This window comes from Pseudomonas sp. Z1-14 (genome assembly GCF_051132005.1).
GTDB lineage: Bacteria > Pseudomonadota > Gammaproteobacteria > Pseudomonadales > Pseudomonadaceae > Aquipseudomonas.
Genome location: NZ_CP071646.1, coordinates 952939 through 978846, shown reverse-complemented (window position 1 = coordinate 978846; position 25908 = coordinate 952939). Strand labels below are relative to the sequence as shown.

General features: G+C 62.3%; 23 protein-coding genes, 1 pseudogene and 1 riboswitch. Of the genes and pseudogenes, 10 read left to right on the top strand and 14 right to left on the bottom strand.

Going from position 1 to position 25908, the window contains the following annotated elements; translation table 11 throughout:
* Nucleotides 1–44 precede the first annotated feature (44 nt).
* Nucleotides 45–1952, top strand: a complete 1908-nt coding sequence (locus tag J3P89_RS04615; RefSeq protein WP_434696826.1) for an alkaline phosphatase D family protein — start codon at nucleotides 45–47, stop codon at nucleotides 1950–1952.
* Nucleotides 1953–2006: 54 nt separating this feature from the next.
* Here J3P89_RS04615 and J3P89_RS04610 read toward each other — a convergent pair whose 3' ends face one another.
* The 6 genes from J3P89_RS04610 to J3P89_RS04585 form a co-directional block, all read right to left on the bottom strand.
* The gene (locus tag J3P89_RS04610) at nucleotides 2007–2507 is read right to left on the bottom strand and encodes a methylated-DNA--[protein]-cysteine S-methyltransferase (protein ID WP_434696825.1); all 501 of its coding nucleotides are present in this window, start codon (nucleotides 2505–2507) and stop codon (nucleotides 2007–2009) included.
* A 161-nt stretch (nucleotides 2508–2668) separates the two neighbouring features.
* Nucleotides 2669–5404, bottom strand: a complete 2736-nt coding sequence (locus J3P89_RS04605) for a LuxR C-terminal-related transcriptional regulator (protein ID WP_434696824.1) — start codon at nucleotides 5402–5404, stop codon at nucleotides 2669–2671.
* A gap of 210 nt (nucleotides 5405–5614) precedes the next feature.
* Nucleotides 5615–6979: a DUF1329 domain-containing protein gene (locus J3P89_RS04600; RefSeq protein WP_434696823.1), complete on the bottom strand. Its 1365-nt coding sequence runs from the start codon at nucleotides 6977–6979 to the stop codon at nucleotides 5615–5617.
* 25 nt (nucleotides 6980–7004) lie between these two features.
* Nucleotides 7005–8861 (bottom strand): DUF1302 domain-containing protein, encoded by a 1857-nt coding sequence (locus J3P89_RS04595; protein WP_434628401.1) that lies wholly within the window; start codon nucleotides 8859–8861, stop codon nucleotides 7005–7007.
* Between the two features lie 287 nt (nucleotides 8862–9148).
* Nucleotides 9149–10831 carry a fatty acid--CoA ligase gene (locus J3P89_RS04590; RefSeq protein ID WP_434696822.1) on the bottom strand — a complete coding sequence of 561 codons (1683 nt, stop codon included), beginning with the start codon at nucleotides 10829–10831 and terminating at the stop codon, nucleotides 9149–9151.
* A 143-nt stretch (nucleotides 10832–10974) separates the two neighbouring features.
* Nucleotides 10975–11604 carry a LysE family transporter gene (locus tag J3P89_RS04585; RefSeq protein WP_305498896.1) on the bottom strand — a complete coding sequence of 210 codons (630 nt, stop codon included), beginning with the start codon at nucleotides 11602–11604 and terminating at the stop codon, nucleotides 10975–10977.
* 127 nt (nucleotides 11605–11731) lie between these two features.
* Here J3P89_RS04585 and J3P89_RS04580 point away from each other — a divergent pair, with 127 nt between their 5' ends.
* The 3 genes from J3P89_RS04580 to J3P89_RS04570 all read left to right on the top strand — a co-directional run bounded on the left by J3P89_RS04580 (nucleotide 11732) and on the right by J3P89_RS04570 (nucleotide 14577).
* Nucleotides 11732–12697, top strand: a complete 966-nt coding sequence (locus tag J3P89_RS04580; protein WP_434696821.1) for a 2-hydroxyacid dehydrogenase — start codon at nucleotides 11732–11734, stop codon at nucleotides 12695–12697.
* Between the two features lie 33 nt (nucleotides 12698–12730).
* Entirely contained in the window at nucleotides 12731–13729 is a 999-nt protein-coding gene (locus J3P89_RS04575) for a methyltransferase (protein WP_434696819.1), read from the top strand.
* Between the two features lie 50 nt (nucleotides 13730–13779).
* Nucleotides 13780–13902: riboswitch (yybP-ykoY riboswitch) on the top strand.
* Between the two features lie 90 nt (nucleotides 13903–13992).
* On the top strand, nucleotides 13993–14577 hold the full coding sequence (locus J3P89_RS04570) for a TMEM165/GDT1 family protein (protein ID WP_305498893.1): 585 nt from the start codon (nucleotides 13993–13995) through the stop codon (nucleotides 14575–14577).
* 126 nt (nucleotides 14578–14703) lie between these two features.
* On the opposite strand, the gene J3P89_RS04565 is transcribed toward J3P89_RS04570, so the two are convergent.
* Nucleotides 14704–15519 (bottom strand): M48 family metallopeptidase, encoded by an 816-nt coding sequence (locus J3P89_RS04565; RefSeq protein ID WP_434571884.1) that lies wholly within the window; start codon nucleotides 15517–15519, stop codon nucleotides 14704–14706.
* Between the two features lie 217 nt (nucleotides 15520–15736).
* Here J3P89_RS04565 and J3P89_RS04560 point away from each other — a divergent pair.
* Nucleotides 15737–17017 (top strand): annotated as a pseudogene (locus tag J3P89_RS04560) (HAMP domain-containing protein); the annotation flags it as partial.
* 15 nt (nucleotides 17018–17032) lie between these two features.
* Nucleotides 17033–17875, top strand: coding sequence for a methyl-accepting chemotaxis protein (locus J3P89_RS04555; protein ID WP_434631162.1), 843 nt, complete (start codon nucleotides 17033–17035; stop codon nucleotides 17873–17875).
* 94 nt (nucleotides 17876–17969) lie between these two features.
* On the opposite strand, the gene J3P89_RS04550 is transcribed toward J3P89_RS04555, so the two are convergent.
* The 3 genes from J3P89_RS04550 to J3P89_RS04540 are packed head-to-tail and all read right to left on the bottom strand — an operon-like array spanning nucleotide 17970 to nucleotide 19083.
* The gene (locus J3P89_RS04550) at nucleotides 17970–18593 is read right to left on the bottom strand and encodes an SOS response-associated peptidase (protein WP_434696818.1); all 624 of its coding nucleotides are present in this window, start codon (nucleotides 18591–18593) and stop codon (nucleotides 17970–17972) included.
* A 36-nt stretch (nucleotides 18594–18629) separates the two neighbouring features.
* Complete coding sequence (locus J3P89_RS04545; protein WP_434696817.1) at nucleotides 18630–18890, bottom strand: putative signal transducing protein; 261 nt, start codon at nucleotides 18888–18890, stop codon at nucleotides 18630–18632.
* A gap of 10 nt (nucleotides 18891–18900) precedes the next feature.
* Nucleotides 18901–19083 carry a CPXCG motif-containing cysteine-rich protein gene (locus tag J3P89_RS04540; RefSeq protein ID WP_434558602.1) on the bottom strand — a complete coding sequence of 61 codons (183 nt, stop codon included), beginning with the start codon at nucleotides 19081–19083 and terminating at the stop codon, nucleotides 18901–18903.
* Nucleotides 19084–19222: 139 nt separating this feature from the next.
* On the opposite strand from J3P89_RS04540, the gene J3P89_RS04535 reads away from it, so the two are divergent.
* Nucleotides 19223–20389 (top strand): 1-acyl-sn-glycerol-3-phosphate acyltransferase, encoded by a 1167-nt coding sequence (locus tag J3P89_RS04535; protein WP_434696815.1) that lies wholly within the window; start codon nucleotides 19223–19225, stop codon nucleotides 20387–20389.
* Between the two features lie 141 nt (nucleotides 20390–20530).
* Here the strand turns inward: J3P89_RS04535 and J3P89_RS04530 are convergent, their stop codons facing one another.
* Nucleotides 20531–20812 carry a hypothetical protein gene (locus J3P89_RS04530; protein WP_434571881.1) on the bottom strand — a complete coding sequence of 94 codons (282 nt, stop codon included), beginning with the start codon at nucleotides 20810–20812 and terminating at the stop codon, nucleotides 20531–20533.
* Between the two features lie 376 nt (nucleotides 20813–21188).
* On the opposite strand from J3P89_RS04530, the gene J3P89_RS04525 reads away from it, so the two are divergent.
* Nucleotides 21189–21395 carry a hypothetical protein gene (locus tag J3P89_RS04525; protein ID WP_047229420.1) on the top strand — a complete coding sequence of 69 codons (207 nt, stop codon included), beginning with the start codon at nucleotides 21189–21191 and terminating at the stop codon, nucleotides 21393–21395.
* 156 nt (nucleotides 21396–21551) lie between these two features.
* On the opposite strand, the gene J3P89_RS04520 is transcribed toward J3P89_RS04525, so the two are convergent.
* Complete coding sequence (locus J3P89_RS04520) at nucleotides 21552–22136, bottom strand: YajG family lipoprotein (protein ID WP_305498883.1); 585 nt, start codon at nucleotides 22134–22136, stop codon at nucleotides 21552–21554.
* A 206-nt stretch (nucleotides 22137–22342) separates the two neighbouring features.
* Between J3P89_RS04520 and J3P89_RS04515 the strand changes: the two genes are divergently transcribed.
* A complete protein-coding gene (locus J3P89_RS04515) occupies nucleotides 22343–22576 on the top strand; it encodes a hypothetical protein (protein ID WP_434628382.1) in 234 nt (77 codons plus the stop codon).
* Nucleotides 22577–23310: 734 nt separating this feature from the next.
* Entirely contained in the window at nucleotides 23311–24819 is a 1509-nt protein-coding gene (gene mqo, locus J3P89_RS04510) for a malate dehydrogenase (quinone) (protein WP_434696814.1), read from the top strand.
* Between the two features lie 112 nt (nucleotides 24820–24931).
* Here mqo and J3P89_RS04505 read toward each other — a convergent pair whose 3' ends face one another.
* Together J3P89_RS04505 and J3P89_RS04500 are read right to left on the bottom strand one after the other, a co-directional pair.
* A complete protein-coding gene (locus J3P89_RS04505) occupies nucleotides 24932–25219 on the bottom strand; it encodes a PA4642 family protein (protein WP_434628377.1) in 288 nt (95 codons plus the stop codon).
* A gap of 61 nt (nucleotides 25220–25280) precedes the next feature.
* Nucleotides 25281–25766, bottom strand: a complete 486-nt coding sequence (locus tag J3P89_RS04500; protein WP_434696813.1) for a hypothetical protein — start codon at nucleotides 25764–25766, stop codon at nucleotides 25281–25283.
* Between the last annotated feature and the right edge of the window lie 142 nt (nucleotides 25767–25908).

Below are 25908 nucleotides of genomic sequence, written 5' to 3'. Positions count from 1 at the left end.
CGTTATGATCCCTGCTTTATTCTGAAGCAGAGCTTTTCCCACGCATGTTGCCGGCCCCTTCCGATACCCCGATCACCCTCCCCCCCGTCCTTGTCGGCCCGCTCTTGCGACGACTGGAGCCGACGCGGCTGGTGATGTGGCTGGTGGGGACACGAGCGTTGGCGTTGACGCTGAGTATCGACGGCGTCGGCGACCTGGCGCTGGATGCGTCGCGCTGCACCGTGGTGCCGGTGGGGCAACGAGCGTTTGTGCATTTGATCGATGTGACACTCGATACGCCCCTGCCCCAGGACGTGGCGATTGACTACGACCTGCTGGTGGACGGCGCTCCCATTGCCGAATGGGCGCCGCATCTGTTGTACGGCGACGCAAAGCGTCCGAACTTCATGCTGCATTCGCGCATAGAACAGCTGGTCCACGGCTCTTGTCGTAAACCCCATTTCCCGGCCAATGATGGTCTGCTCTGTGTCGACCGCTTGTTGGCGCAGTCTGCGGAGCAGCGTCCGGCATTGCTGATGATGAGCGGCGACCAGGTGTACGCCGACGATGTCGCCGGGCCGATGTTGCGGGCGATTCATGCCCTGATCGAGCGCTTGGGCCTGTTCGAGGAGTGCCTGGAAGGTGCGGTGGTGGAAGACAGCGCCAAACTCTACCAACACCCGGCCAGTTATTATCACCGCGCGGATCTGTTACCGGCGCTTGAGAGCAACGAAACCCTGCGCGAACGGTTTTTCGGCGGGGCGCGCAAGCCGATCTTCACCAGCAGCAGCGCCGACAACCATCTGGTGACCTTCGCCGAGGTCATGGCGATGTATCTGCTGGTGTGGTCGTCCGTACCGTGGACGCTGATCGATCCGCAACCGCCTGAATTGACCGCAGAACGGCGCCAGCGCTACGACCTCGAACAACAGCGCATCGAGGCATTCAAGACCGGGCTGGATGGCGTGGCACGGGTGTTCGCCCATCTGTCGTGCCTGATGATTTTCGATGATCACGACATCACCGATGACTGGAACCTGTCCGCGCAATGGGAGGAAACGGCCTACGGCCATCCCTTCTCCAAACGCATCATCGGCAACGCGCTGATCGCCTATCTGCTCTGCCAGGGCTGGGGCAACAACCCGGATGCCTTTGGCGAAGTGATCGAGCAGACCGTGGCCTTGAGCGACACCGCCCGGGACCGCTACATCGACAGCGGGCCCCAGGATGCGTTGATCGACACCCTGCTCGGTTTCCAGCAATGGCATTACGTGTTGCCGAGCACGCCGGCGCTCGTGGTGCTCGACACCCGCACCCGCCGCTGGCGCAGCGAGAACAGCCTCAAGCAGCCGTCGGGCCTGCTGGACTGGGAAGCCCTGAGCGAACTGCAGCAGGAACTGCTGGACCATCCCTCGGCGATCATCGTCTCGCCGGCGCCGATCTTTGGCGTCAAGCTGATCGAGACCGTGCAGCGGCTGTTCAGCTGGTGCGGCTACCCGCTGTTGGTGGATGCGGAGAACTGGATGGCCCACCGTGGCGCGGCCCAGGTGATCCTGAATATTTTCCGCCACTCGCGCACGCCGGGAAGCTACGTGGTGTTGTCCGGCGATGTGCATTATTCCTTCGTCTACGAGGTGCTGATCCCGCACCGCAAGGGCGGCCCACGCGTCTGGCAGATCACCAGCAGCGGTATCAAGAACGAGTTCCCGCCGGCGCTGCTGGAATGGTTCGATCGTCTGAACCGCTGGCTCTATTCACCACGCTCGCCCTTGAACTGGTTCACCAAGCGCCGCAGCATGCGCATCGTCCCTCATGTCCCGGAACATGCCGAAGCCGGGGAACGGCTGTGGAACTCGGCGGGGATCGGCCAGGTGTTTTTCAACGAACAGGGGCAACCGGCGCAGATCTATCAACACAACGCCAACGGCAAGCCGCCCACGCGCATGCTGGCGCCGAAGTCGCCCTTGAGCTGAACGGCTACTTTCGCGAGCAGGCTCGCTCCCACAGGGATTGGGCAGGGTCAGGGTTCAGAACGCCAGTTGCAGGCTCTGTTGGCCTTCGAGGCTCAGCAGGAACCGTTTGGCGGCAAGGCCGCCGGCGAAACCGGTGAGGCTGCCGGAGGTGCCGATGACCCGATGGCAGGGCGCGATGATCGAGATCGGGTTGCGTCCGTTGGCGGCGCCGACCGCGCGCGTCGCGGTCGGCTGACCGATCTGGATGGCAATGTCGCGATAGCTGCGGGTTTCGCCGAACGGGATGGTCAGCAGAGCCTGCCAGACCCGCACCTGGAAGTCGGTGCCGGCGAAATCCAGTTCAAGCTCGAAACGGCGGCGTTGGCCAGAAAAATATTCCAGCAGTTGACGCTCGGTTTCCTTGAGGGTCGGATGATCACTGTCCTGCTCCAACGGTCCCAGGCGCACCCGATTGAGCCGCTCGTTCTCCCACAGGATGGCCGCCAGCTTGGTGCCGCGGGCGACAAGGATCAGCTCGCCTACGGGGGATTGGATGGTTTGGTAAAGGGGCGGCATTCAAGTGGTTCCTTGGCTCACGCTCATTGGCTTTTGTGGCGAGGGGATTTATCCCCGCTGAGTTGCGGAGCAACTCATAGCTTGCCACACCGCGCTGTCAGATCTTAGGGTCGCTTCGCAACCCAGCGGGAGCAAGCTCCCTCGCCAAGGGAGTAAAGAACTCAGCCCAACAACCCCAAGGCCTTCGCCCGCGCTACGGCCTGGGTGCGGCGTTCGACGCCAAGTTTGCTATTGATGTGGCTGGCATGGGTTTTTACCGTGTGCAGCGAGATGAACAACTGCTCGCTGATTTCCTGATTGGAACATCCCTGGGCGATCAGTTGCAGCACTGCCCTCTCGCGGCTGCTGAGGGTTTCGACCGGGACCGAGGGTTCGATCGCTGGCGTCGCGGTCGACGGCAAGCATTCGAGCAAGTGCTGGCGCACGTCACTGGGCGGCGCGTGCAGCAACTGTTCGCGCAGCCATTCGCGATGCTCTCGCAACAACCATTCGAAAGGCTGCAACACGCCGCCGATGGCGGCATCGAACGCCTGGGCCAGGGTGCTGCGGGCCTCGGGCTCGCGGCCCAGGCGCAGCAGCAAGGCCACCTTCTGGTTGAGCACCATCACACTGAGCATCTGCCGCCCGGTTTGCTGTGCGTGCTCAAGCAAGGCATCGAGGCGCCCCTCGGCCTGCATCGGTTGGCCCTTTATGGATTCCAGCAATGCCTGCTGCAGCTCGACATGCAGCGGCAACTGCGGGTGGAATTCCGGTGGCGCGGCGGCCCGTTCGCCGGTGTAGGTCTGGCCCAGCCGCGCCAGCCAGGCTTCGGCCAGCTCGGTACGGCCCTGGGCCAGCCAGAGCTCGCATTTGACCAGGGTGATCATCGCCAGGTAGTAAACCGGTGGTACATCCCAGATGTGCATCAGGCGCTCGGCCTCGGCCAGCTCGGCGAAGGCCCGGGCGAATTCGCCGTTATAGCCTTCGACCCGGGCAATCACGCAGTGGCCGATCAACACACTGATATCGCGACAGGCCCGGGCTTCGGTCAGGCCGGCCTGCAACCGTGTCAATCCGGCCTGGGACTGCATGCGCAGCGTCAACAGGAAACCTTCGTACAGCACCAATCGCGCGCGCACCGCATACAGCCGTTGCGGCGACAATCCATGCAGCCGCTGCAGCCCCTGCTTCACTTCATCGAGCGCGCGCAGAATCTCCCCTCGCGCCTGCAACACCCGCGCACGATCGTAATGGGCCAGCGCCTCGAACAACGGATTGCCGACCCGCTGCGCCAGTTCGAGGGAGTCGCGGTTCAGCGCGCGGGCGCGCCACAGGTCACCGTCGGCAATCGCCAGGTTCGACAGGGTGGACAAGCACATCAGGCGCTGGCCATAGCGTTTCTGCGGCAGGCTTTCCAGGGCTTCGGTGCAATAGCGCAGCGTGGCCTCTCGGTCGCCACGCCCGCGGGCGACGATGCCGCTCAGGGCCAGCCACTGGGCGAGCATGGATTTTTGCGCGGTGGCCGACGGCGCCGGCAGGAAGCGACTCAAGTGGGCGGCCAGTTCCTCGGCGGCATCCAGTTGGCTGGCCAGGCCCAACGCCCAGCTGTAGAGCACGATCAGCCGTGGGGTGCTGATGAGCAGGCTATCAGGCAGGTCCATTTTCCAGCGCAGCAACATGCCGACGTTCTGCTCGGCCAGCAGTTGTTCTTCCGAAAGGTTCTGCACCAGGTTCGCCGCCACGTCCAGGTGCCCGGCACGCAACGCCTGCTCCACGGCTTCGTCGATGAGACCCTGGGCATTGAACCAGCGACAGGCGCGCAAATGCAGGGTCGCGGCCGGCACCATGGCCGGTGCGCTGGGGCGGCTGCGCAACAGGTCGGAAAACAGGTGGTGGTAGCGATACCAGTGGCCGTGCTCGTCCAGCGGCACCAGAAAAACCTGGTGGGCGGCCAGGTACTGAAGAATTTCGTGACTGTCATGGGCGTCGCGCACCGCATCGCACAGTTCGCTGCAAAAGCGCTCCTGTGGTGCGGTGTCGTAGAGAAACGCCTGCACCTCGGGGGGCAGGCAATCGATGACTTCTTCGAGCAGATAATCGCGAATCAGCCCTTCACCGCCATGCAGCGCCTGGGGCAGCCGGCCTTCGCTACCGGCCTCGGAAGCGGCCAGCAGCCAGAAACGCAGCCCGGCGACCCAGCCTTCGCTGCGCTGGATCAGGCTCTCCAGTGCCTCGCCACGCAGCGAGCTGCTGTGGTGCTGGAGCAAGGTCAACGCTTCGTCATGGGTCAGGCGCAGGTCCTGCTCGTTGAGTTCGAGCAATTGCCGCGACAGGCGCAGGCGCGCCAGGTGCCAGTCCGGACGCTGGCGGCTGGTGACCAGTACCAGCAAGCCCTCGGGCAGGTGATTGAGGAAAAACTGCAGGCAACGATCCAGCACCGGACTCTGGGCCAAGTGGTAATCGTCGAGTACCAGCAACAGCGGGGCGCGGGAGGAAAGGTGGCTGGACAGTTCATCCAGCAAGCCGTCGAGCCACTCCTCGAAAGCAAAGGGCTGGTGCCGCTGGCGCATCTTCAGCAGGCCCAACGCCCGTCCGCCCAACTGCGCATAAAAGGCCTGGAGCCCTTCGAGCAGCCGCTCCAGGAAGCGACCCGGATCGTTGTCCCGGGCACTGAGCCCCAACCAGAGACTCCGCCAATGGGCCGGCAGGCTCTGGCAGAACTCCACCGCCAGGGAGCTTTTGCCGAACCCCGCCGGTGCACTCACCAGCAGCAGGCGACCGCCGAGCCCAGCGCTCAGACGCTCGCACAACCGCGGCCGCGGGACGTGACCGTCGGGCAAGGGCGGGCGGTAGAAACGCCCGTCCTGTACCGCGATGGCTGCGCGGGCAGAATCCGCAGATGAAGACAAATCAGTCATGGCCGGCTCTTGTTGGAATGCGGGTGGCGGCGTTGCAGATGTCCGCAGACTAGCGGTAAACGAGGAGGTATTGAAGGGAGTGCTACAAATGGCTACAAAAAGGCTACAAGCGGTTGGCCGCTATTGTGGCCAGGAAGCTTTTGTTCAGGCAAAAAAACGCCCCGAACCAGCCGGGGCGTTTTTTCGAGGATGCGGCCTCGGGTGGAGCGTTTAGCGGATGCCGTCCTGACGCAGGGCGTTAGGCGTGAAGTCGGCGGTGCTGGCGGTGAAGCCGAAGTCATAGGCCGATTTTTCTTCGTTCTTCATGCCCAGGGCCAGGTAGCGACCGGACTGCAGGTCGTAGATGGTTTCCAGGGCATACCACGGCACTTGCTTGTCGTAGTAGTTCTCGGCATGGGCCTCGGCTACGCGCCACAGTTGACCACGGCCGTCGTAGTGGTCGATGACCGCGGCTTGCCAGGTGTCTTCGTCGATGTAGAAGTCACGCTTGGCGTAGATGTGGCGCTGGCCTTCCTTCAGGGTCGCGGTCACGTGCCAGACACGACGCAGCTCGTAGCGCGTCAGGTCCTGGTTGATGTGGCCGGCCTTGATGATGTCCGCGTACTTGAGCTGCGGCGAATCGATCTTGTGGCTGTTGGAGGCGATATACAGCTCTTTTTTGCCTTCAAGCTTCCAGTCGTAGCGGTCCGGCGCACCGTTGTACATGTCCAGGTTATCGGAGGTACGCAAGCCATCGGCGGCGGTACCCGGGCCGTCATAGGACACTTGCGGGGCGCGACGCACACGGCGCTGGCCGGCGTTGTAGACCCACGCCGAACGCGGTTCCTTCACCTGGTCGAGGGTTTCGTGGACCAACAGCACGCCGCCAGCCAGACGCGCCGGAGCGGTCACTTGCTGCTTGAAGTAGAACAGGATGTTGCCAGGGTTGGCCGGATCGAAATCCTTCATCTTGTCGCGGAACACGAACTGGTCACGGAAGTACACCAGGCTGTAGGAGCCGTTGGGCTGCGGCGTGGCCTGGGTCACCAGGCGCGTCACGCTGCCGCCGCGATAGCGGGTGATGTGGTTCCAGATCACTTCGACGCCACTCTGGGGAATCGGGAACGGCACAGCCGTCTCGAAGTTCTCCAGACCGTTGCCGCCGGAGACCAGTTTGGTGGTGACCGCGTTTTTCTTGATGGAGGCAAACACTTCGTCCGGCACGGTAGCGCCGCGATGGGTCGGGTAGACCGGCATCTTGAAGGTTTCCGGGTAGCGCTTGAACATCGCGTACTGGCCGGGCGCAAGCTTGGCCTTGTACTGCTCGACGTTCTGCGCGGTGATGGTGAACAGCGGCTTCTCACTGGCGTACGGGTCGGAGAGGAAGCCTTTGCCGTCGACGCTGCCGGCGTTCTTGGCCATGGGTTTCCAGGCGGAAATCGAACCATCGGCGTTGCCGGCCATTTCGGCGCCCATCGGCGTCAGGCTCTTGCCCAGTTTGTCGGCTTCGGCGGCAGGCACGGCGGCCATGACGCTGGCCGCCAAAAGCGACAGCCCCAGCACACCGACTTGCAACAGATTCTTGGTTATTTTCATAGTGTGTCGTCCTGAAATACGGTGCTTAGAAGTTCACGCCGACGCTGAGCGCCAGGAAGTCGCGATCATCCACGGTGCTGAAGTCGCCACCAAAGAAGTTGGTGTAGGCCAGGCTCGCGTTGTAAGTGTTCTGGTACTCGGCATCCAGCCCGAGGCTGACGGCTTTGCGGCCTTCCTCGAAGTTGGCGCCAGGACCTGGCGAGTAACCCTTGACGTCATGGGACCAGGCCACGTTGGGCTTGAGGTTCACACCGGCGAAGACATCCGGGTATTCCCAGATGGCGCGAGCGCGGTAGCCCCACGAGGTCGACGTGGTGAAGCCGTCGTTGTTGCAGTTGCTGTTCACCCCGCTGATGGTCTGGCCGCCACCTGCCGCAGTCGAGGTGTTGAGGGTATTGCAGAAGCCGTTGGGCAGTTCGCCCGGGCCGAACACCGGATCACGGCCGTAGCGCGCTTCGGAGCGGCTTTCCAGGCCGCCAACGTGGGTCACGCCCAACTCACCGACGAGGGTCAGGCGGCTGGCGCCCATGACCTGGTCGAGGAAGTGGGTGAAGGTGGTCTGGAACTGGGTGATTTCCTTGCGGCGATAGCCATGCAGGTCCTGGCCCGGCGCGCCGTCCAGTACGGAGGCGTTACCAAAGCCCGGAATTGGCGTGACACCGGCGAACAGGATGTCGGTGGTGCTCAGTTGTACCGGAGCGTTCGGCCGATAGCTCAGCTCACCGCTCCACGCGGTGCCGGTGGGCAGCGTGGTGGAAAAGCTCAGGCCATAGAGCCGGATGTCTTCCGGGTACTCGACGAAGTAGTTCGAGTTACCCGCCACGATCACCGGACGCAATGCGGCCAACGGCCCCAGCGGCTGGGTATAGAACCGTGACGCGGCGCCCGTGGCGCTGAAGATTGGCGCCCGGCTGTGGTAGTTCATGAAGTAGGCGCCGAACTCGGTGTCCAGCGGCTCGAAGTTGTATTTGAACGACAGGCCCCACTGGCCGCTGTCACGGGCATCACGGTCGGGACCACGGCGAACCAGCACGCCCTCCTCGTTCACGTTGACGCCCAGGGCGGTCAGGGTCGGCAAGGCTGCGCCCGGAATCCGCGAACGTTTGTTCAAGACGCGCAGGTTGTCGTCACAACCGTCGGCGATGACGTCCGGTTGCGAGAAGAACGTGCCGCAGTTGTCGACGACAGTCTGGTCCCATTCCAGTTGGTAGAACGCTTCGGCCGACAGGTTGTCGGTCAGGCTCTGGGACACGTAGAACATGTTGACCGGGATCAACCCTTCCTTGACCTCGGCACCGGGGCGACGGAACGCGGACACATCGACCGGGTTGATGGCGTTGATACCGCCCTGGATAAAGGTACTTTCACCCCAGCTGACCACTTGCTTGCCGAGGCGGACCGAGCCCGGCTGATCGGCGATATCGTAGTTGTGGTAGACGAACGCATCGAGGATCTGCCCGCCGGACGACTTGGCGCCTTCCTTGCGGTTGCTGTCGCTGATGTCCTTGTACAGGCGGTTTTCATCCTTGAGTTCGAAGTCGTACCAGTACTTGCCACGTACAAACACACCGGTGTCGCCGTACTTCAGCTCCAGGTCATGGATACCCTTGAAGATCTTCGAGAAGGTCTCCCCGCGCTTGAAGTTCAAGTGACCGTCGTCGGAGGTCTGGGACAGGCCCTTGCCACCGTTGTTGACGCCGATCAGGTCGCGGTTGGCCTTGGCCGTGGACCAGCTTGCGCCGACCGACAGGGCCGAGTCGAACTGGCCTTCGATTTCACCGATGTTGAAGCTGACGCCGAATGCCGGGCCGGCGAGCGAAGAGGCAAGACTGACGGCCAGAGGCAGTTTTGCCCGGCGCCAGAAAGTGTTTGCTGAGGTCATCGACGCAACTCCATGTGTTTTATTGTTATGGCAGTGGGCATTTCCGGAAACCCTTCGCCGTGCTGGCACGCGCGTCCCATTCCGAAAATCCTTGAGCGGACTATAGCCAGCAGGTAGTACGGCTTGATCCCTCTAAAGTGTGATTTGCAGCCTTCGACCACTCTGGAACAGTCCTTCGCCAGGCCGACGGATGTCGGCACGGCAAGGATGGCTGAATTTTCCGGTTTGACAAGACAAGCGCTTGCCGGGTGGGCCTGCCGTGCCCTTTTCAGGCACGGCGGGTACGCTCAGAGCGTCGAGAGGAAGGTGCTGTTGTTGCTCTGCCATTCGCTGATGTCGACGCGGATGCGCTTCTTGTCGAGCTTGCCGACGCTGGTCTTGGGAATTTCCGTAACAAGGGCGATCTGGCTCGGGATTGCCCACTTGCTCAAGTGCCCCAGCTCGACAAATGGCTTGAGGTGTTCCTTGAGCTCGCGAGCCCCGAGCTGGTGCCCTTCGCGAATGACCAGCAAGGCGAACGGGCGCTCGCCCCACTGCGGATCGGGGATGCCGACCACTGCTACTTCGCGTACCGCCGCATGACGGCTGATGAGGTCTTCCAGGTCCAGGGACGAGATCCATTCGCCGCCGGTCTTGATCACGTCCTTGATCCGGTCGCGAATATCGATGAAGCCCATGCCGTCGAGCGTGGCGACGTCGCCGGTGTGCAGCCAGCCGCCCTTCCAGAGCTCGGCGCCTTTCTGCGGTTCGTTGAAATAACCTTCGGTGAGCCACGGCGCGCGCAGCACCAGTTCGCCCTGGGTCTCGCCGTCCGCGGGCAGGAAACAGCCCTCGCCGTCGACGATCGCTGCTTCCACCAGCGGCCCTGGCACGCCGGCCTTGATCCGGTAGGTGATGCGTTCGTCTTCACCGCCGGCCATCAGCTCGTCGTTGAGGTGCGCGCAGGATACCAGCGGCCCGGTTTCGGACATGCCGTAGGCGGCGGTGAGCTGGATGCCCTTGGCCTTGGCCGCCTCGTACAGGCTGCGGTTGAGGGCGCTGCCGCCAATGACGATTTTCCAGCCGCCGAAATCGGTTGGCTGGGCGCCCTTGGCGTTGAGGACCATCTGCAAAATGGTCGGCACGCAATGGGAAAAGGTGACCTTTTCCTTGCGCCACAGCTCGACCAGGAACTCCGGATCGTAACGCCCGGGGTAGACCTGCTTGAGCCCGAGCATGGTCGCCACGTACGGCAGGCCCCAGGCATGTACGTGAAACATCGGCGTGATCGGCATGTACACATCGTTGGTGCCCAACAGCCGCACGCTGTCGATGGAGCCCATGATGGTCGACACGCCCAGGGTGTGCAGCACCAGTTGCCGATGGGTGAAGTACACGCCCTTGGGATTGCCCGTGGTGCCGGTGGTGTAGAACGTGGTGGCGACGGAGTTCTCGTCGAAATCCTGGAAGTCATGGGTCGGGCTGGCGGCGGCCAGCAGCTGCTCGTACTCGCCCACGAGGTCCGGCAGGCCGGCGGTCTTGTCCGCCAGGTCGGTCAGCAGCAGCGTCTTCTTTACCGTGGTCAGCTGGCCGGCGATCGCCTGGTAGAGGCCGACGAACTCGCTGTTGACCAGCACGAAGCGGTCCTCGGCGTGGTTCATGGTGTAGAGGATCTGCTCCGGTGACAGGCGCACATTGATGGTGTGGATCACCGCGCCGATCATCGGGATCGCGAACATGCATTCCAGATAGCGATGGCTGTCCCAGTCCATCACCGCAACGGTGTCACCGGCCTTCACTCCGGCCTCGGTCAGCACGTTGGCCAGCCGCGCGACGCGCTCGATCAGCGTCGGATAGCTGTAGCGCAACTGGTCGCGGTAGACGATCTCGCGGGTTTTCTCGTAACGCGCACCGGACATCAGCAGCCGTTTGATCAGCAACGGGTATTGGTAGGCGCCTTCGGCTGGAGGAATAACGCGAGTCTGCAACATAAGGGTCCCTTTTCTGACTGCACGGTCTTGGCTGGAAGGTAAGCACTCTAAAGTGCCTGCCCGCGGATCAAATCAGCCGAAGGAATGATTTGATCCGCCCGCAAATACTAGCCTTGAGCCATCTCAGGGACATTCAGGCGCGGTCAGTGCGCCTCGGTGAAGGCCAGTTTCACGCCAATGGCCACCAGCACGGCGCCCATGGTCCGGTCGAACCAGTGGCCCATGCGGGCGAAACCGGCACGCACCCGCGCCTGGCTGAACAGCATCGCCACCATGCAGAACCACGCCGCCGTGGCGATCGCCAGGTACACGCCGTAGCCGGCCTGGATCGCCAGCGGCGTATGGGGATTGATCACCACGGTGAACAGCGACAGGAAGAACAGCGTTGCCTTGGGGTTCAGGCCATTGGTGACAAAGCCTGCGGTGAACGCACCGCGAGCGGTACGCTCGCCAGCCTCCTTGTGCAGGTTTTCTCCAGAGGCCTTGGCCGGTTGCGCGCGCAGGGCCTTGAAGCCGATGTACAGCAGGTACGCGGCAGCGGCCCACTTCAGCGCGTTGAACAGCACGATCGATTGCGACACGATCAGGCCGATGCCCAGCAACGAATACCCCACATGCAGGAAAATCGCCGTGCCGACGCCCAGCGCCGTCCAGGTCCCGGCACGTCGGCCATGGGTCACGCTTTCGCGCACCACCACGGCAAAGTCCGGACCGGGGCTGGCGACCGCCAGCAGGTGGATCAGGGCGACGGTGAGGAATTCGGTGAGGTACATGGTGGGCTCCTTGCGACATCTCTTGGTGAATGAAATCCCGTGGCCAGGGAGCTTGCTCCCTCGCTACGATTCATCTGATAGGCTCGCCACATTACGCCTTCGGTTCTTTACATGACAGGTACAGCTGATGACGAACACCGCCCGCGCCGTTTTTCTCGACCACCCTTCCCTGGACCTCGGCGACCTGGACCTGGGCCCGTTGCGCGATTGCTTCAGCGAACTGCAATTGTTCGCCGGGACCCGCCAGGACGAGGTGACCGAGCGACTCAAGGGGGCGACGGTGGCGATCACCAACAAGGCAGTGATCGACGCGGCAGCCATGGCCGCCAGCCCCGAACTGGAGCTGATCCTGATCAGCGCCACCGGCACCAATAACGTCGACCTCGCCGCTGCCCGCCACCACGGCATCACCGTGTGCAATTGCCAGGGCTACGGCACGCCGTCGGTGGCCCAGCACACGATCATGCTGTTGCTGAACCTGGCGACGCGCCTCGCCGACTACCAGAAAGCCGTGGCTGAAGGTCGCTGGCAACAGGCTTCGCAGTTCTGCCTGCTGGACTATCCGATTGTCGAGCTGCAAGGCAAGACCCTGGGTCTGCTCGGCCATGGCGAACTGGGCGGCGCCGTCGCTCGGCTGGCGCAAGCCTTTGGCATGCATGTGCTGCTGGGGCAGATTCCCGGGCGTCCGGCACGGCCGGACCGCTTGCCGCTGGATGAGCTGTTACCGCAGATCGATGCCCTGACCCTGCACTGCCCGCTCAACGAGCACACCCGCCACTTCATCGGCGCGCGCGAACTGGCGCTGCTCAAGCCCGGCACGTTCGTGCTCAACACCGCCCGTGGCGGCCTGATTGACGAACAGGCCCTGGCCGACGCCTTGCGTAGCGGTCACCTGGGCGGCGCGGCCAGCGACGTGCTGAGCGTGGAGCCGCCGACCCAAGGCAATCCCTTGCTGGCAGGCGACATTCCGCGGCTGATCATCACCCCGCACAACGCCTGGGGCAGCCGCGAGGCGCGGCAGCGGATCGTCGGCCAACTGACGGAAAACGCCCAAGGCTATTTCAGCGGTACAGCGCGCCGGGTCGTCAGTTGATAAACTGCCGCACTTTTTTACAAGGAGCAGACCATGGATCCGCGCAGTGAAGTACTGCTTCGTCAGCCCGAATTGTTCCAGGGCCCGGTCCTGCTGGCCGGCCTGCCCGCCGACGACCTGCTCGGCCGGTTGCCCGAGGCCCATGGCTGGTGCTGGCATGCCGGCGACCAGGCCGCGCTGGATGAGCGCTTTGCGCAACGTAGCCACTTTGGCGTGAACGTACCCGAGCGGGAATTCGAAACGGCCGTGGTGTTCCTGCCCAAGGCCAAGGACCTCACCGACTACATTCTCAACGCCGTGGCCGCACGCCTGGCCGGTCGCGAGGTGTACCTGGTGGGGGAAAAGCGCAGCGGCATCGAAGGTGCTTCCAAGCAGCTCAACCCGTTCGGTAAGCCACGCAAGCTCGACAGCGCCCGGCATTGCCAACTGTGGCAAGTCACCGTCGCCAACGCCCCGCAGGCCAAGCCGCTGGAAAGCCTGGCGCAGACCTACGAGCTGCCCCTGGCCGAAGGCCCGTTGAAAGTGATCAGCCTGCCGGGGGTGTTCAGCCATGGTCGGCTGGATCGCGGCAGCGCGTTGCTGCTGGAGCACCTGGACAAGCTGCCCAGCGGCCATCTGCTGGATTTCGGTTGTGGTGCCGGTGTACTGGGCGCGGCGGTCAAGCGCCGCTACCCGCACAATACCGTGACCCTGCTGGACGTGGACGCCTTTGCCGCCGCCAGCAGCCGCCTGACCCTGGCCGCCAACGGGCTGGAAGCCGAAGTGTTGACCGGTGATGGAATCGATGCCGCGCCCATGGGCCTGAACGCAATCCTGAGCAATCCACCCTTCCATGTCGGCGTGCACACCGATTATCACGCCACGGAAAACCTGCTGCGAAAAGCGGCCAAACATCTGAAAAACGGCGGCGAACTGCGCTTGGTCGCGAACAGTTTCCTCAAGTACCAGCCGCTGATCGAGGAGCATCTGGGCACGTGCACGATCAAGGCCGAAGGCCAGGGTTTTCGCATCTACCGAGCCAAGCGCGGCTAAGGCGTTTTTGAAAAACAGCGCTTGCCCAAACGGATTTGCCTAGGCAGAATCCGCTCCGTCCTAGGGGAGTAGTCTCCCGCGAGCGCCATGCTCGCCCGGCATACGTCAACATACTTGGTCAGCAGACCATGGCGTATGCGGCCCAAGCGTCCACGCAGATGGTCGCTGGGTTTGACAAGACCTATGACACGCACACCTTACCCGGGGCGGGAAGGCTGTACGTGTCATAGCCGTGTCGACCCGCCCCTCTTAGGAATCACCTGATGCTGGACTCTTTCCTGGTACCCACCGCCATCGTTGCGCTGGCCGAAATCGGCGACAAGACGCAATTGCTCGCGCTCATCCTCGCCGCACGCTTTCGCAAACCCTGGCCGATCATTGCCGGCATCGTCGCCGCAACCCTGGCCAACCATGCGGCGGCCGGCGCGGTAGGTGCCTGGGTCAGCGGGTTCTTCTCCGACTCGGTGTTGCACTGGATCCTCGCGGCGAGCTTTGCCGCCACCGCGCTGTGGACCCTGGTGCCGGACAAGCTGGACGACGAGGAAGCCAATACGGCTCGCAGGTTCGGACCTTTCCTGACCACGCTGATCGCGTTTTTCCTGGCGGAAATCGGTGACAAGACCCAGATCGCCACGGTGATGCTTGCCGCGCAGTACCCGGAGTTGTGGCTGGTGATCATCGGCACCACCGTGGGTATGTTGATCGCTAACGTGCCGGTGGTACTGGCGGGCAATTTCGCCGCCGAGAAACTGCCGCTCGCCCTCATTCGCCGCCTGGCCGCCTCGGCGTTTTTCATCCTGGCGATCGTCGCGGTGTACAAGGCAATGCAGAGTAGTGGGTGGGTTTGATGCTGTTGTGGCGAGGGAGCTTGCTCCCGCTCGGTTGCGCAGCGACCGCAATATTTTGGGGCCGCTTCGCAGCCCAGCGGGAGCAAGCTCCCTCGCCACAAAAACAGTTTCACCGCATGACGATGATTACTTCCTGGCCTGCTGGTAAAGCGGCATCACCTTCGGAATCGCCGCCTGCAACGAGGCGATCCGGCTGGTCGACGAGGGGTGGGTGCTCATGAATTCCGGTGGTGCCCCTTCCGAAGCCTTGGCCATCTTGTTCCACAGGGTGATCGCCGCGTTCGGGTCGTAGCCGGCCCGGGCGGCCAGCTCGAGGCCGATCAGGTCGGCTTCGTTCTCGTTGCCACGGCTGTTGGGCAAGGTCATGCCGTAGTTGGCCACGGTGTCGGCCAGCGCCAGGCTGTCCTGGCCCAGGCCGAATATGGCACCGGCGCCCTGCTTGGCCATTTCGATGCCATAGGCCTTGGACATCGCTTCACGGCCGTGCTCGCGCAAGGCGTGGGCGATTTCATGACCCATGATCGCGGCGATCTCAGCGTCGGTCAGCTTCAACTGATCGATCAGGCCGGTATAGAACATGATCTTGCCGCCAGGACCGCAGTTGGCATTGAGCTCATCACTCTTGATCAGGTTCACTTCCCAGTTCCACTGCGCCGAATCCGGGCGGAACACTGGCGCCTGGGCAATCAGACGGTCGGCAATGACTTGCAAGCGCTTGGCATCGCTGCTGGTCTTGTCCAGGGCACCTTGGGAGCTCGCCTCACCCAACGTCTTCTGATAGGACTGCGCATACATCTGGTTGACCTCAGCGGTCGACAGCATGCTGAACATGTACTGCTTGCGTTCCACCCCCACGGCTCCGCCGCTGGTGGTATTGACCGATTGGCAACCGGCGAGCAGCAGAGCCGCGCCCAGAGCGCTCACCATCAAAGTCTTGTTCATACAAAAGAAGCTCCATGGAATCGTGGGCGTATCCTAGGCCCTGATTGGTATCGGCGCCAGATACGAAGCGAGGGATTACCGATTTTCGGACAAGTCCCCCTTGGCCCGATTGCGACACCGGTCTAGCCAAAACAGTCATCCGACGAACAGTGCCTCATGCCATGCCCCGGAAACGCCGATAAAAAGTCCAGACGTCACTTCCGCGTCCGGAGCCTTTATGAAATTCAGATCGATCCAGTTTTCCGTTGCCGCCCTGGCTGGTGCCATCGTGCTCAGCGTGGTCGGCGCCCTGGTGCTGTACGCATTGTTCGCCGGCGCCCGCACCCAGGACATGGTGCAACAGCGGACCAAGGCGCAGTTCGAACAACTCATCGAACAACGCCTCAGTGCGCTGGCCCGCACCCAGGCCAGCCTGATCCAGCGCGAACTCGAAGCGCCGCTGCTGCTCGCTCGTGGGCTGGCCACCAGCAACGCCTTGATGGGCATGAACGGAACGGACGGCAACCCGCAACTGAACATCCCGCGCGAGCAGATGATCAGCCTGCTGCGTGAAACCGTGGTGCGCAACCCGAAGATTCTCGGTGCCTACATCGCCTGGGAACCGAACGCCATCGACCACGACGACGCCCGCTATGTAGACAGCCAGGTGCTGGGCATGGAAACCAACGGGCGCTTCCTGCCGTGGTGGTTTCGCAATCAGGACGGCACCCTGGGCCTGGAAAAACTCGCCGACGTGACGGACCAGAAACTGCTGTCCACCGGCATTCGGGCCAGTGAATATTACCTGTGCTCCCAGGACAGCAAAAAAGCCTGCGTGATCGATCCCGCGCCGTACCGCGTCGGCGACACCATGACCATGCTCGCCTCGTTCATCGAGCCGATCCTGATCGATGGCAAGTTCCAGGGCATCGTCGGCGCCGACCTGTCGGTGAACTTCATCCAGGACATGCTCGTCGCCGCCGACGCCAAGCTGTACGACGGCGCCGGGGAAATGGCCCTGCTCGCCAGCAACAACCGGCTGGTGGCCTTCACCAAGGACCCAGGCAAACTCGGCGAGAAAGCCAGCGACCTGCTGGACGCCAACGAACTGGATAACCTGACCCGGCTCGGCATTGGTGAAGTGCGTTACGACATCGATGAAGAACACGGCCACATCGAGGTGTACATGCCTTTCGGTATCGGCCAGACCGAGGCGCGCTGGACGTTGATGTTGCAATTGCCGCTGAATGCCGTGATGGCGGATCTGCAAGCCTTGCAGAAAGACCTCGACGATCAGCGCGAAACCGACATCTTCGGCATGGCCATGGTCGGCCTGGCGATTGCCGCGATCGGCCTGCTGGTGATCTGGCTGGTGGGCCACGGTATCGCCCGGCCGCTCAAGCAAATGGTGGCGATGCTCGACGACATTGCCCAGGGCGAAGGCGACCTGACGCGCCGGCTGACCAGCGACCGCGCCGATGAATTGGGGGCCATCGCCAAGGGCTTCAACACGTTCCTGAGCAAATTGCAGGGGATGATCACCCAGGTAGTGACCTCGGTGCAGAGCGTCAGCGATTCGTCGGAGCACACCGCCGACATCGCGATCCGCACCAACCAGGGCGTACACAAGCAGATGTCGGAAATCGATCAGGTTGCCACCGCCGTGCACGAGATGACCGCCACCGCCCAGGACGTGGCGCGGAATGCGAGCCAGGCAGCCCAAGCCGCCAGCCACGCCGACCAGGCCGCCAGCCAGGGCATGCAGATTGTCCGCGACACCTCCACGTCCATCGGTGCCTTGGCGGTGGAGATCGGCAAGGCCGTGGGCGTGGTGCAGACGCTGGCCAAGGACAGCGAAAACATCAACGCGATTCTCACCGCCATCCGCGGGATCGCCGAACAGACCAACCTGCTGGCGCTCAACGCGGCCATCGAGGCTGCACGGGCCGGTGAGCAGGGTCGGGGTTTTGCCGTGGTCGCCGATGAAGTGCGCAACCTGGCGCAGAAGACCCAGCAGGCCACCGAAGAAATCCAGTCGATGATCCAGCAGCTGCAGCAGGGTACGCGGGACGTGGTACGGGTAATGGAAGACAGCCGGCAGCGTACCGATGAAAGTGTGCAACACGCGGCAAAAGCGGCTCAGGCCCTGGAGACGATTACCCAGGCCGTGTCGGTGATCAGCGACATGAACACCCAGATCGCCAGCGCTGCCGAGGAACAAAGCGCGGTGGCCGATGACATCAACCGTAACGTGATCAACATCGGCCAGGTGGCAAACGAAGTGGCAAGCGGCGCCGACGAGTCCAGCGCGGCCAGTGCCGGGCTGACCAGGCTGGCAGAGCAGCAACGGCGGTTGATCAATCAGTTCAGAGTTTGAGGCTATAGATCTCCCACAGGAGGATTGCGGGTTGCCACATTTTTTTGTGGGAGCGAGCCTGCTCGCGAAGAGGCCAATGCTGTCGCCAAAGAACTCAGGCCGGGGTCAGACATTCCGGCCCATTGAGTTTCGGGTCGTTGACCATGTTCGCCAGCACCCGCTCGCGCAGCTGCCCTGGCTCGCTCGCCAGCAACCCTTGCAAGGCATGCAAGGTCGTCTCGGGGTCGAGCCACAGGCGCTGGCCCTCTTCATCCAGAATCAACGGTCGGCGCTGGCCGGCCGCCGGCTGGGTGATGACCGCCGTGCTCAGCCACACCTGTTCCTGCACCGGGTACGCTTCCCAGATCGCCGCAAAGAACAGCGATGAGCCCTCCCCCGGCGTCAGCCAGTACGGGCGCTTGCGCGTACCGCCGCGCCACTCGTAAAAACCATTGGCGGGCAGCAGGCAACGACGCAAACGCAGGGCTTCGCGGAACATCGGTTGCTCGGCCACGGTTTCGGCGCGGGCGTGCGCCGGGGTGCGGGACAGATCGGTCAGCCACGGCGGCGTCAGGCCCCAACGCGCCCGTGCCAGTTCGCGCTGGCCATCGGCGCCGGCGCGCAGCATCAGGACCGAGTCATTGGGCGAGATATTCCATTGGGCCTTCTGGTCGGCGGGGAAGCCGGGCAAGGCCGCGAAAGCGGGGTTCCAGCGAAACAGGGCATAACGTCCACACATGGGGCAACACGACTCTTGTATCAAACGGCCGCCAGCCTAACAGACCAGCGTACCGGGGTAACTGTCAGGCTCATCGCCCGGCACCGGCATTGCAGCATTGTAGGCGGCGATCAGCTCCCGGGCGTATTGCGCCTGCTCGTCCTCCACCGCCAGCCCCAGCAGGCCGTACATCGGCAGCTCACCCGCGCCGCCCACCAGATCGCGGCCCACCAGGTGCGCCGTGATGCCTTCGCTGGCGAGCATGCCCTGGAGCAATTCGCCGTCCATCAGGTTTTCCAGCTCGTAGATTCGCTGCATGACCGCCCCATCATTCGTTTTCGCTGAAGACCTCAAGGTGCCATTCGTCTTCGTGGACCTGCAGGACGAAAGTAATCGGTCGGCAACAGACCTGGCAGTCTTCGATGTAGGTCTGGTCGCCGCCGGACAAATCCACGGAAGACTCCACCTCTTCCCCACAATACGGACATTCATAATGAGCAGCTTCCAGCATCGCGGTCTCCCAAGTGACTTGTGCGTATAATCGCCGGTCTATTTGCTGGGCTATTTTTGCCTGGACTATCTTCCAGGTCGTGCCCCGTCGGTTTTTCGATCGAACCTTTACTTACCCTAGCCGTTTCCAACAAGAGAGCATGATGGGCGAATTCGATGCCATCCGACCTTACAACGACAGCGAAGTCCCAGCGGTGCTGGCACGGCTGCTCAGCGACAAGGCGTTTCTAGATATCCTCACCCACTTCCGCTTCCCGCGCCTGTCCGGCGCTTTCGGCTGGATGCTCAAACCTCTTATAGCGCAGAAGTTGCGTCGAGAGTTCGCCGGTGTGACCTCCGTTGCCACGTTGCAGGACAAAGTCGAGTTCTACGTCGACCACACCATCGAGCGTGCCACCGATGGCGTGACCTACACCGGGGTCGAGCAATTCAAGTCCGGCAATGCCTACCTGTTCCTCGCCAACCACCGCGACATCGTGATGGACCCGGCCTTCGTCAACTATGCCGTGTACCACGCCGGCCTGCCGACGCCGCGCATCGCGATTGGCGACAACCTGCTGCAAAAGCCCTTCGTCAGCGACCTGATGCGCCTGAACAAGAGCTTCATCGTGCACCGCTCCATCGCCGGACGCCGGGAAAAAATGGCGGCGTACCAGTTGCTGTCGGCCTACATCAACCACTCGATCCGCAACGATTGCGCCTCGATCTGGATTGCCCAGGCCGAGGGCCGGGCGAAGGACGGTGATGACCGGACCGAGTCGGCGATCCTGAAGATGTTCCACATGAGCCGCAAGGACGAGCCGTTCGGCGAGGTCATCCGCTCGTTGAACCTGACGCCGGTGTCGATCAGCTACGAATATGACCCGTGCGACCAGGCCAAGGCCCGCGAGCTGTACATCCGCGCCACCACCGGCACGTACACGAAGGCGCCGGGCGAGGACGACGTCAGCATTGCCAAAGGCATCACCGGTTACAAGGGCCGGGTCCACGTGAACTTTGCCGCGCCGATCACCGAACTGTTCGAGGACACCAAACAACTGGCCATGGAGATGGACCGGCAGATACTCGGCGGCTATCGCCTGTTCCCGGTGCATTACCTGGCCTACGCGCAATGGGCCGATGCCGACCCGCAGTTGCAGGTTCCGACGGCGGCCGAGGTGTTCGGTGCCGAAGAACTGGCCAAGGCTGAAGAAGAATGGCAGCGCCGGCTGGAAGCCTGCCCGGAGGAACACCGACCGTTCCTGGTGCTGCAATACGCGACGCCGGTGCGTAACCAGTATCGGGTCAGGGCGGGGCTGGCGCTTTGACGCGGAATCTTGTGGCGAGGGAGCTTGCTCCCGCTCGATTGCGCAGCAATCGCAAAACGGTTTGTGTTCAGAGGGGGCCGCTATGCACTGGAGCGCCAGCCGGCCCAGCGGGAGCAAGCTCCCTCGCCACAAAAGCAGTGATCAGAACTGCGTGCTGATCCACGACATCAGCAGCGCCAACCCCAGGCAAGCGAAGCCGAAACGGTAGAAAAACCGGTTCATGCGTTGCGTCGCCAGGTCCAGCAGCGCTTCGAATCGTTCATTGCCTTCGCTGCTGCGCTCCGCAAGACAGGCCCGCGCGCGCAGTTCGCGGCGACGCGTCGCGTGCAGCACCCAGCCACCCGGACAGGCAAACAGCAGCGCGAGCAGGTTGATCAGTTTGGCGGGGTGGGCAGCGAACAGCGAGAACAGTTGCAACGACATCACAAACCTCAAGCGAAAACGGACGCGCTGCGCCCGGAGCCTACGAACAGGGCGCGGATTCTACCGAAAGCTCGTCACACTGAGGCGTTTTTTCCGACCGATAACGATCCCAATGCCCGCAATGCGGTTCACTTAAGAAAAATGATGGACCCGTGGCGAGGGAGCTTGCTCCCGCTCGGCTGCGAAGCAGTCGTAAGCCGGCGGGTGCGGTGTGTCTGATGCTCCGCATTTGGCAGGTTTTGGAGCCACTTCGCGGCCCAGCGGGAGCAAGCTCCCTCGCCACAAGACCAAGTGCAAACTTTCTAATTCTTCATGTCACGGTTTCGTCATATGGATAGGCCACCCTGTCGCCCTCCAAAACCGTACGGAATCCGTCATGCTGCACGCCGAAAACCAGGATCGTCTCTACCTGATCAGCCCGAGCGATGAACAACAGAACCTTGTCGGCAGTCTGTCCTTCAATGTCCAGGATCGTCATTGGCTGGTGTACTGCGCCCTCGGCGGCCATCAACATGCGGACCTCCCGGAGACAGACCTGCTGACCGGGATCAGCGTGCTGGAGCTCTATTCCCAGGCTGCGTGAATCACGCCCATAAAAAACCCTGTGGGAGCGACTGTGGGAGCGGGCTTGCTCGCGAATGCGTTGTGCCAGTCAACATTTATGCAACTGATCCACCGCCTTCGCGAGCAAGCCCGCTCCCACACAAGCTCGCTCCCACAGGGATATCAGACTTGCTGCTTACTCCGCCAACACCTGACCAATGGTCGGGTCCTTGAACAGACGGGTCAGGGCATCGCTCAACACGTCGCTGACCAGCTTGGTGTTGGTGTCCTGGTTGGGCGCCATGCCGAAGCGTTGATCCAGCGACGCACCGTAACGACCGCTGTAGCGGCGGTTGGCGTTCTGCACGTCGGAACGGAACGTCGCGCCGATGGTGGCTTCGGTCACGTACATGCCTTCCTTGGGCGACTGGTATTTCAGTTCGGCCAGGGTCACGGTCAGTTGCGGGGCGTTCATTGCGTTCTGCGTCGGGGTGAAGCCCAGCAGACGCACGGCCGCTTCAGCCTGGGCCTGCAATTTTGGCAGGACCTGTGCGCCCTGCACCGTGATCACGCTGGTTTCAGGGTACAGACCACCACGCGTGCCGAGGGTTGGCGACGGGCGACCGTCCACGACCCGCACCACCACCGGCTGGCCGCGACCCACTGGCGCCAGCTGGGCGTTGAGCTTGGGTTCCGGGTTAAGTTGTTGCGGGCTGTGGGCACAGCCGACAAGGGTCAGACTGGTCACGGCGATCAAACCGAACAACAGGCGTTGCAACATGCTCTTCTCTCCAGAATCGGGCACAAACAGGCCGGCAGTATAGCGGTGCGCCATCGCGGCGAACTAGCGTCGCCGCATGAATACTGAAATGTCTGACAGGGGCCGCGGTGGCCGGTTCCTGTCACCGTGTTGTCATTGTCCTTACATCGGGGTGTCATGCCGGGCTGTCAGGCTGGTCCCAAGTTCCCCGGACACGGTATCCGACCATGCGTTTTCTCATCTCCCTGTTTACCCCGCGCCCGCATCACCGCTGCTTCGCCCTGCTCGACCGCACTGGTCGTTGCCAGGCATTCAAGCAATGCAGCCTGCAGCCCATGGGCGATGGCTGGGTCGAAATCGAAGAGATCCGTCTCAATTGGCTGCATCAGCCGTTGCCCGCCAGCGCCCTGGTACAGGCGCCCCGCGCTCGTGCACGCAGCCGCCAGTTGTTGGCCGTCTGACCGCAAGGCTAATAAAAGTCATAAAACACGACCATTTCCGCGCGTTTCTTCGCTACAATCTCCCCCCGATTATAAGGACGTCTCCTGATCGGGCCCCGCAACGCCGCTGATGCGCTTGTATTGGCACCCCGCACCGCCCACAGAGAGCCGCCCACACAGATCGAGTGAAGCTGGCGCGCTTGCTGTTTCCCTGGCAAATCACTGCTTTTCGCGAATCTGCAGAGCTGTCATTACGCACGGTCACTGAGCTGTCTGCCCGTTTTGCCTGTCATGTATTACATGAGGGGCATCCAGATCGGGCGCGGTGCCAGGCTGGGACAGCCCTTTTTGAGGTTCACGTCTTCAAAAGAGCGTGAAAAAACGGGTTTTCACAACTTCACAAGAGTGTGGCGAGCAAATGAAGAGTTTTGCGTCTGAACAAGCACCATTGGCGTCTGGAACAGCCCAACGAGACAGGACCGGATATCGCTCAAGAACCGGCGCCTGAAGCCTGTCCGCTACGGATTTGGTTGCACGAACGGATGTCTCGGCCATAAGTCGAATTGCCCGCCCGGCGCTTAAATGAGTTCATGGGACTCTTGAGGCCAGGCTGCATGCATCCGCAGTGTTGCGAAAAATTGCGAAGATTCGGACATGGCGATCCTGGCCATGGATACCTGGGGCGCAACTGACCTGCCCCGCTTCCTGGCCGCTATGCCGACAATTTGGTGCTGCAGATTTTGGAGACGCGTTAAATGGCGCATAACGAAGCAGTCGACGTAGTTCTGGTAGGGGCCGGCATCATGAGTGCCACCCTGGCCGTGCTGCTCAAGGAGCTCGACCCGGCGATTTCGCTGGAAGTCGTCGAGCTGATGGATTCGGGTGCCGCGGAGAGTTCCAATCCCTGGAACAACGCCGGTACCGGCCACGCCGGGCTGTGTGAGCTGAACTACACACCCCAGGCCGCCGATGGCAGTGTCGACATCAAGAAAGCCGTGCACATCAACACCCAGTTCGAGGTGTCGAAGCAGTTCTGGACGTACCTGACCAAAAAAGGCACGTTCGGCTCGTCGAAATCCTTCATCGCCCCGGTGCCGCACCTGAGCTTCGTGCAAGGCGAGAAAGGCGTGGAATTCCTCAGGAAGCGCTTCGAGCTGATGCGCCAGCACCACGCGTTCGCCGACATGGAATACACCGAAGACCGCGAACAGATGGCCGAGTGGATGCCGCTGATGATGCCAGGCCGCCCGGCTGACGAAGTCATCGCCGCGACCCGCGTCATGAACGGTACCGACGTCAACTTCGGCGCCCTGACCAACCAGTTGCTCAAGCACCTGGGCAGCGCGCCGGACACCCAGATCAAATATTGCAAGCGCGTCACCGGCCTCAAGCGCAAGGGCGATGGCTGGACCGTGAGCATCAAAGACGTCAACTCCGGCAGCACCCGTGAAGTCGACGCCAAATTCGTCTTCCTCGGTGCCGGCGGCGCCGCGTTGCCGCTGCTGCAAGCTTCGGGCATTGAAGAGAGCAAGGGCTTCGGCGGTTTCCCGGTCAGCGGCCAGTGGCTGCGTTGCGACAACCCGGAAGTGGTCAAGCATCACCAGGCCAAGGTCTACAGCCAGGCCGCGGTGGGCTCGCCGCCGATGTCGGTGCCGCACCTCGATACTCGCGTGGTCGATGGCAAGAAATCCCTGCTGTTCGGGCCATACGCCGGCTTCACCACCAAGTTCCTCAAGCACGGCTCGCTGATGGACCTGCCGTTGTCGGTACGCGCCGGCAACATCGGCCCGATGCTGGCCGTGGCCCGGGACAACATGGACCTGACCAGGTACCTGATCAGCGAAGTGATGCAGTCCATGGAGCAGCGCCTGGAATCCCTGCGGCGCTTCTACCCCGAGGCGAAAGCCGAGGACTGGCGCCTGGAAGTGGCTGGCCAGCGCGTGCAGATCATCAAGAAAGACCCGAAGAAAGGCGGCATCCTGCAATTCGGTACCGAATTGGTGGCGGCCAAGGACGGCACTCTCGCCGCCTTGCTCGGCGCTTCACCAGGCGCTTCGGTCACCGTGTCGATCATGCTCGAACTGATCGAGCGCTGCTTCCCGGAAAAAGCCAAGGGAGAGTGGGCCGCCAAGCTCGCGGAAATCTTCCCGGCCCGGGAGAAGGTGCTGGAAACCGATGCGGCGCTGTATCGCAAGGTCAACGCGCAGAACAACATCGCGCTGGAACTGGTTGAAGCAAGCAGCGAAACCCAAAGCTACGCTTGATCTCCCGGATGAAAAAAACGCCCCGTTCTCCATGAGAGCGGGGCGTTTTTTTTTGCAGCTTTTCGTGGCGAGGGAGCTTACTCCCGCTGGCCTGCGCAGCAGGCCTGATCAATCAACCGCGAGCTTTCTTGATCAACTCAATATATTCCTCTGCATTGCGCTGATCATGGATCAACGCAACGAAATCGTTACCCTGTTCGTCCTTGCCATTCAGGTCGTAACCCGCCTCGACGAAAAACCCCAGGAAACGCTCGAAATCGTCGACACGCAGCCCACGGTAGGCCTTGATCAGTTTGTGCAGCGACGGCGAAGTGGCATCGACGGGCTCGAAATTGAGGAACAGCTTGATCTGTTCGTCGCCAATCTCGTCACCAATCACTTGTTTCTTGTCTTTACGCATTGCCGGCTCCAGCTCGCACAGTTCACGGGGCGGGCAGTTTACCCCCGGCGGGCCTCGGGGCTCAACGCGGGCGTGCGGCGCCAGTGTGCAGGTCGGCCCAGATATGGCCGTTGGCGTAGCTGAGGAACTGCACGTAGACCGTGTCGTTGCGCAACAGATCGATCACCACCCGGTACTGGGCCTGTGGATAAGACAGCGTCAGGGTCTTGCTCGCCTCATCGAATACCGGTTTCTTCAGGCTTTTGCTTTCGCCATCAAAATTGAGGATCACCTGGCTGATGATGGCTCCCTTGTTCAGGGGCTTGCCCTTGAGCCGCACCATCAGCGGCGAAGTGACCGGGATCGGCTGCTGGTTGGATGGGCGCTGGTTGCCCAGCACCACCGAATACTCGGTGACTTGCAGCAACTGCTGCTGTTCGGGCTGTTCCTGACGCGCCACCAGGTCATCGGGGGGCAGGAACTGGCTGTGCATCGGCGCGGCCACCGCCAGCAATGGCAGGCCGCAGATCAGCAGCAGAGCGGCACAGCGACGGATCGATACACTCATGACAGGCTCCGGAAGGCATGGCCGGGCACGCTAGCATCCCTTGAAAAAATATGCGACCCGGGTCAATACAGCGGGGTTTGCGGCGCGGCATACTCCGTGAGGCCATCGGTGTCGGCCCGCTGGCATATGCCGTTGTGGCGAG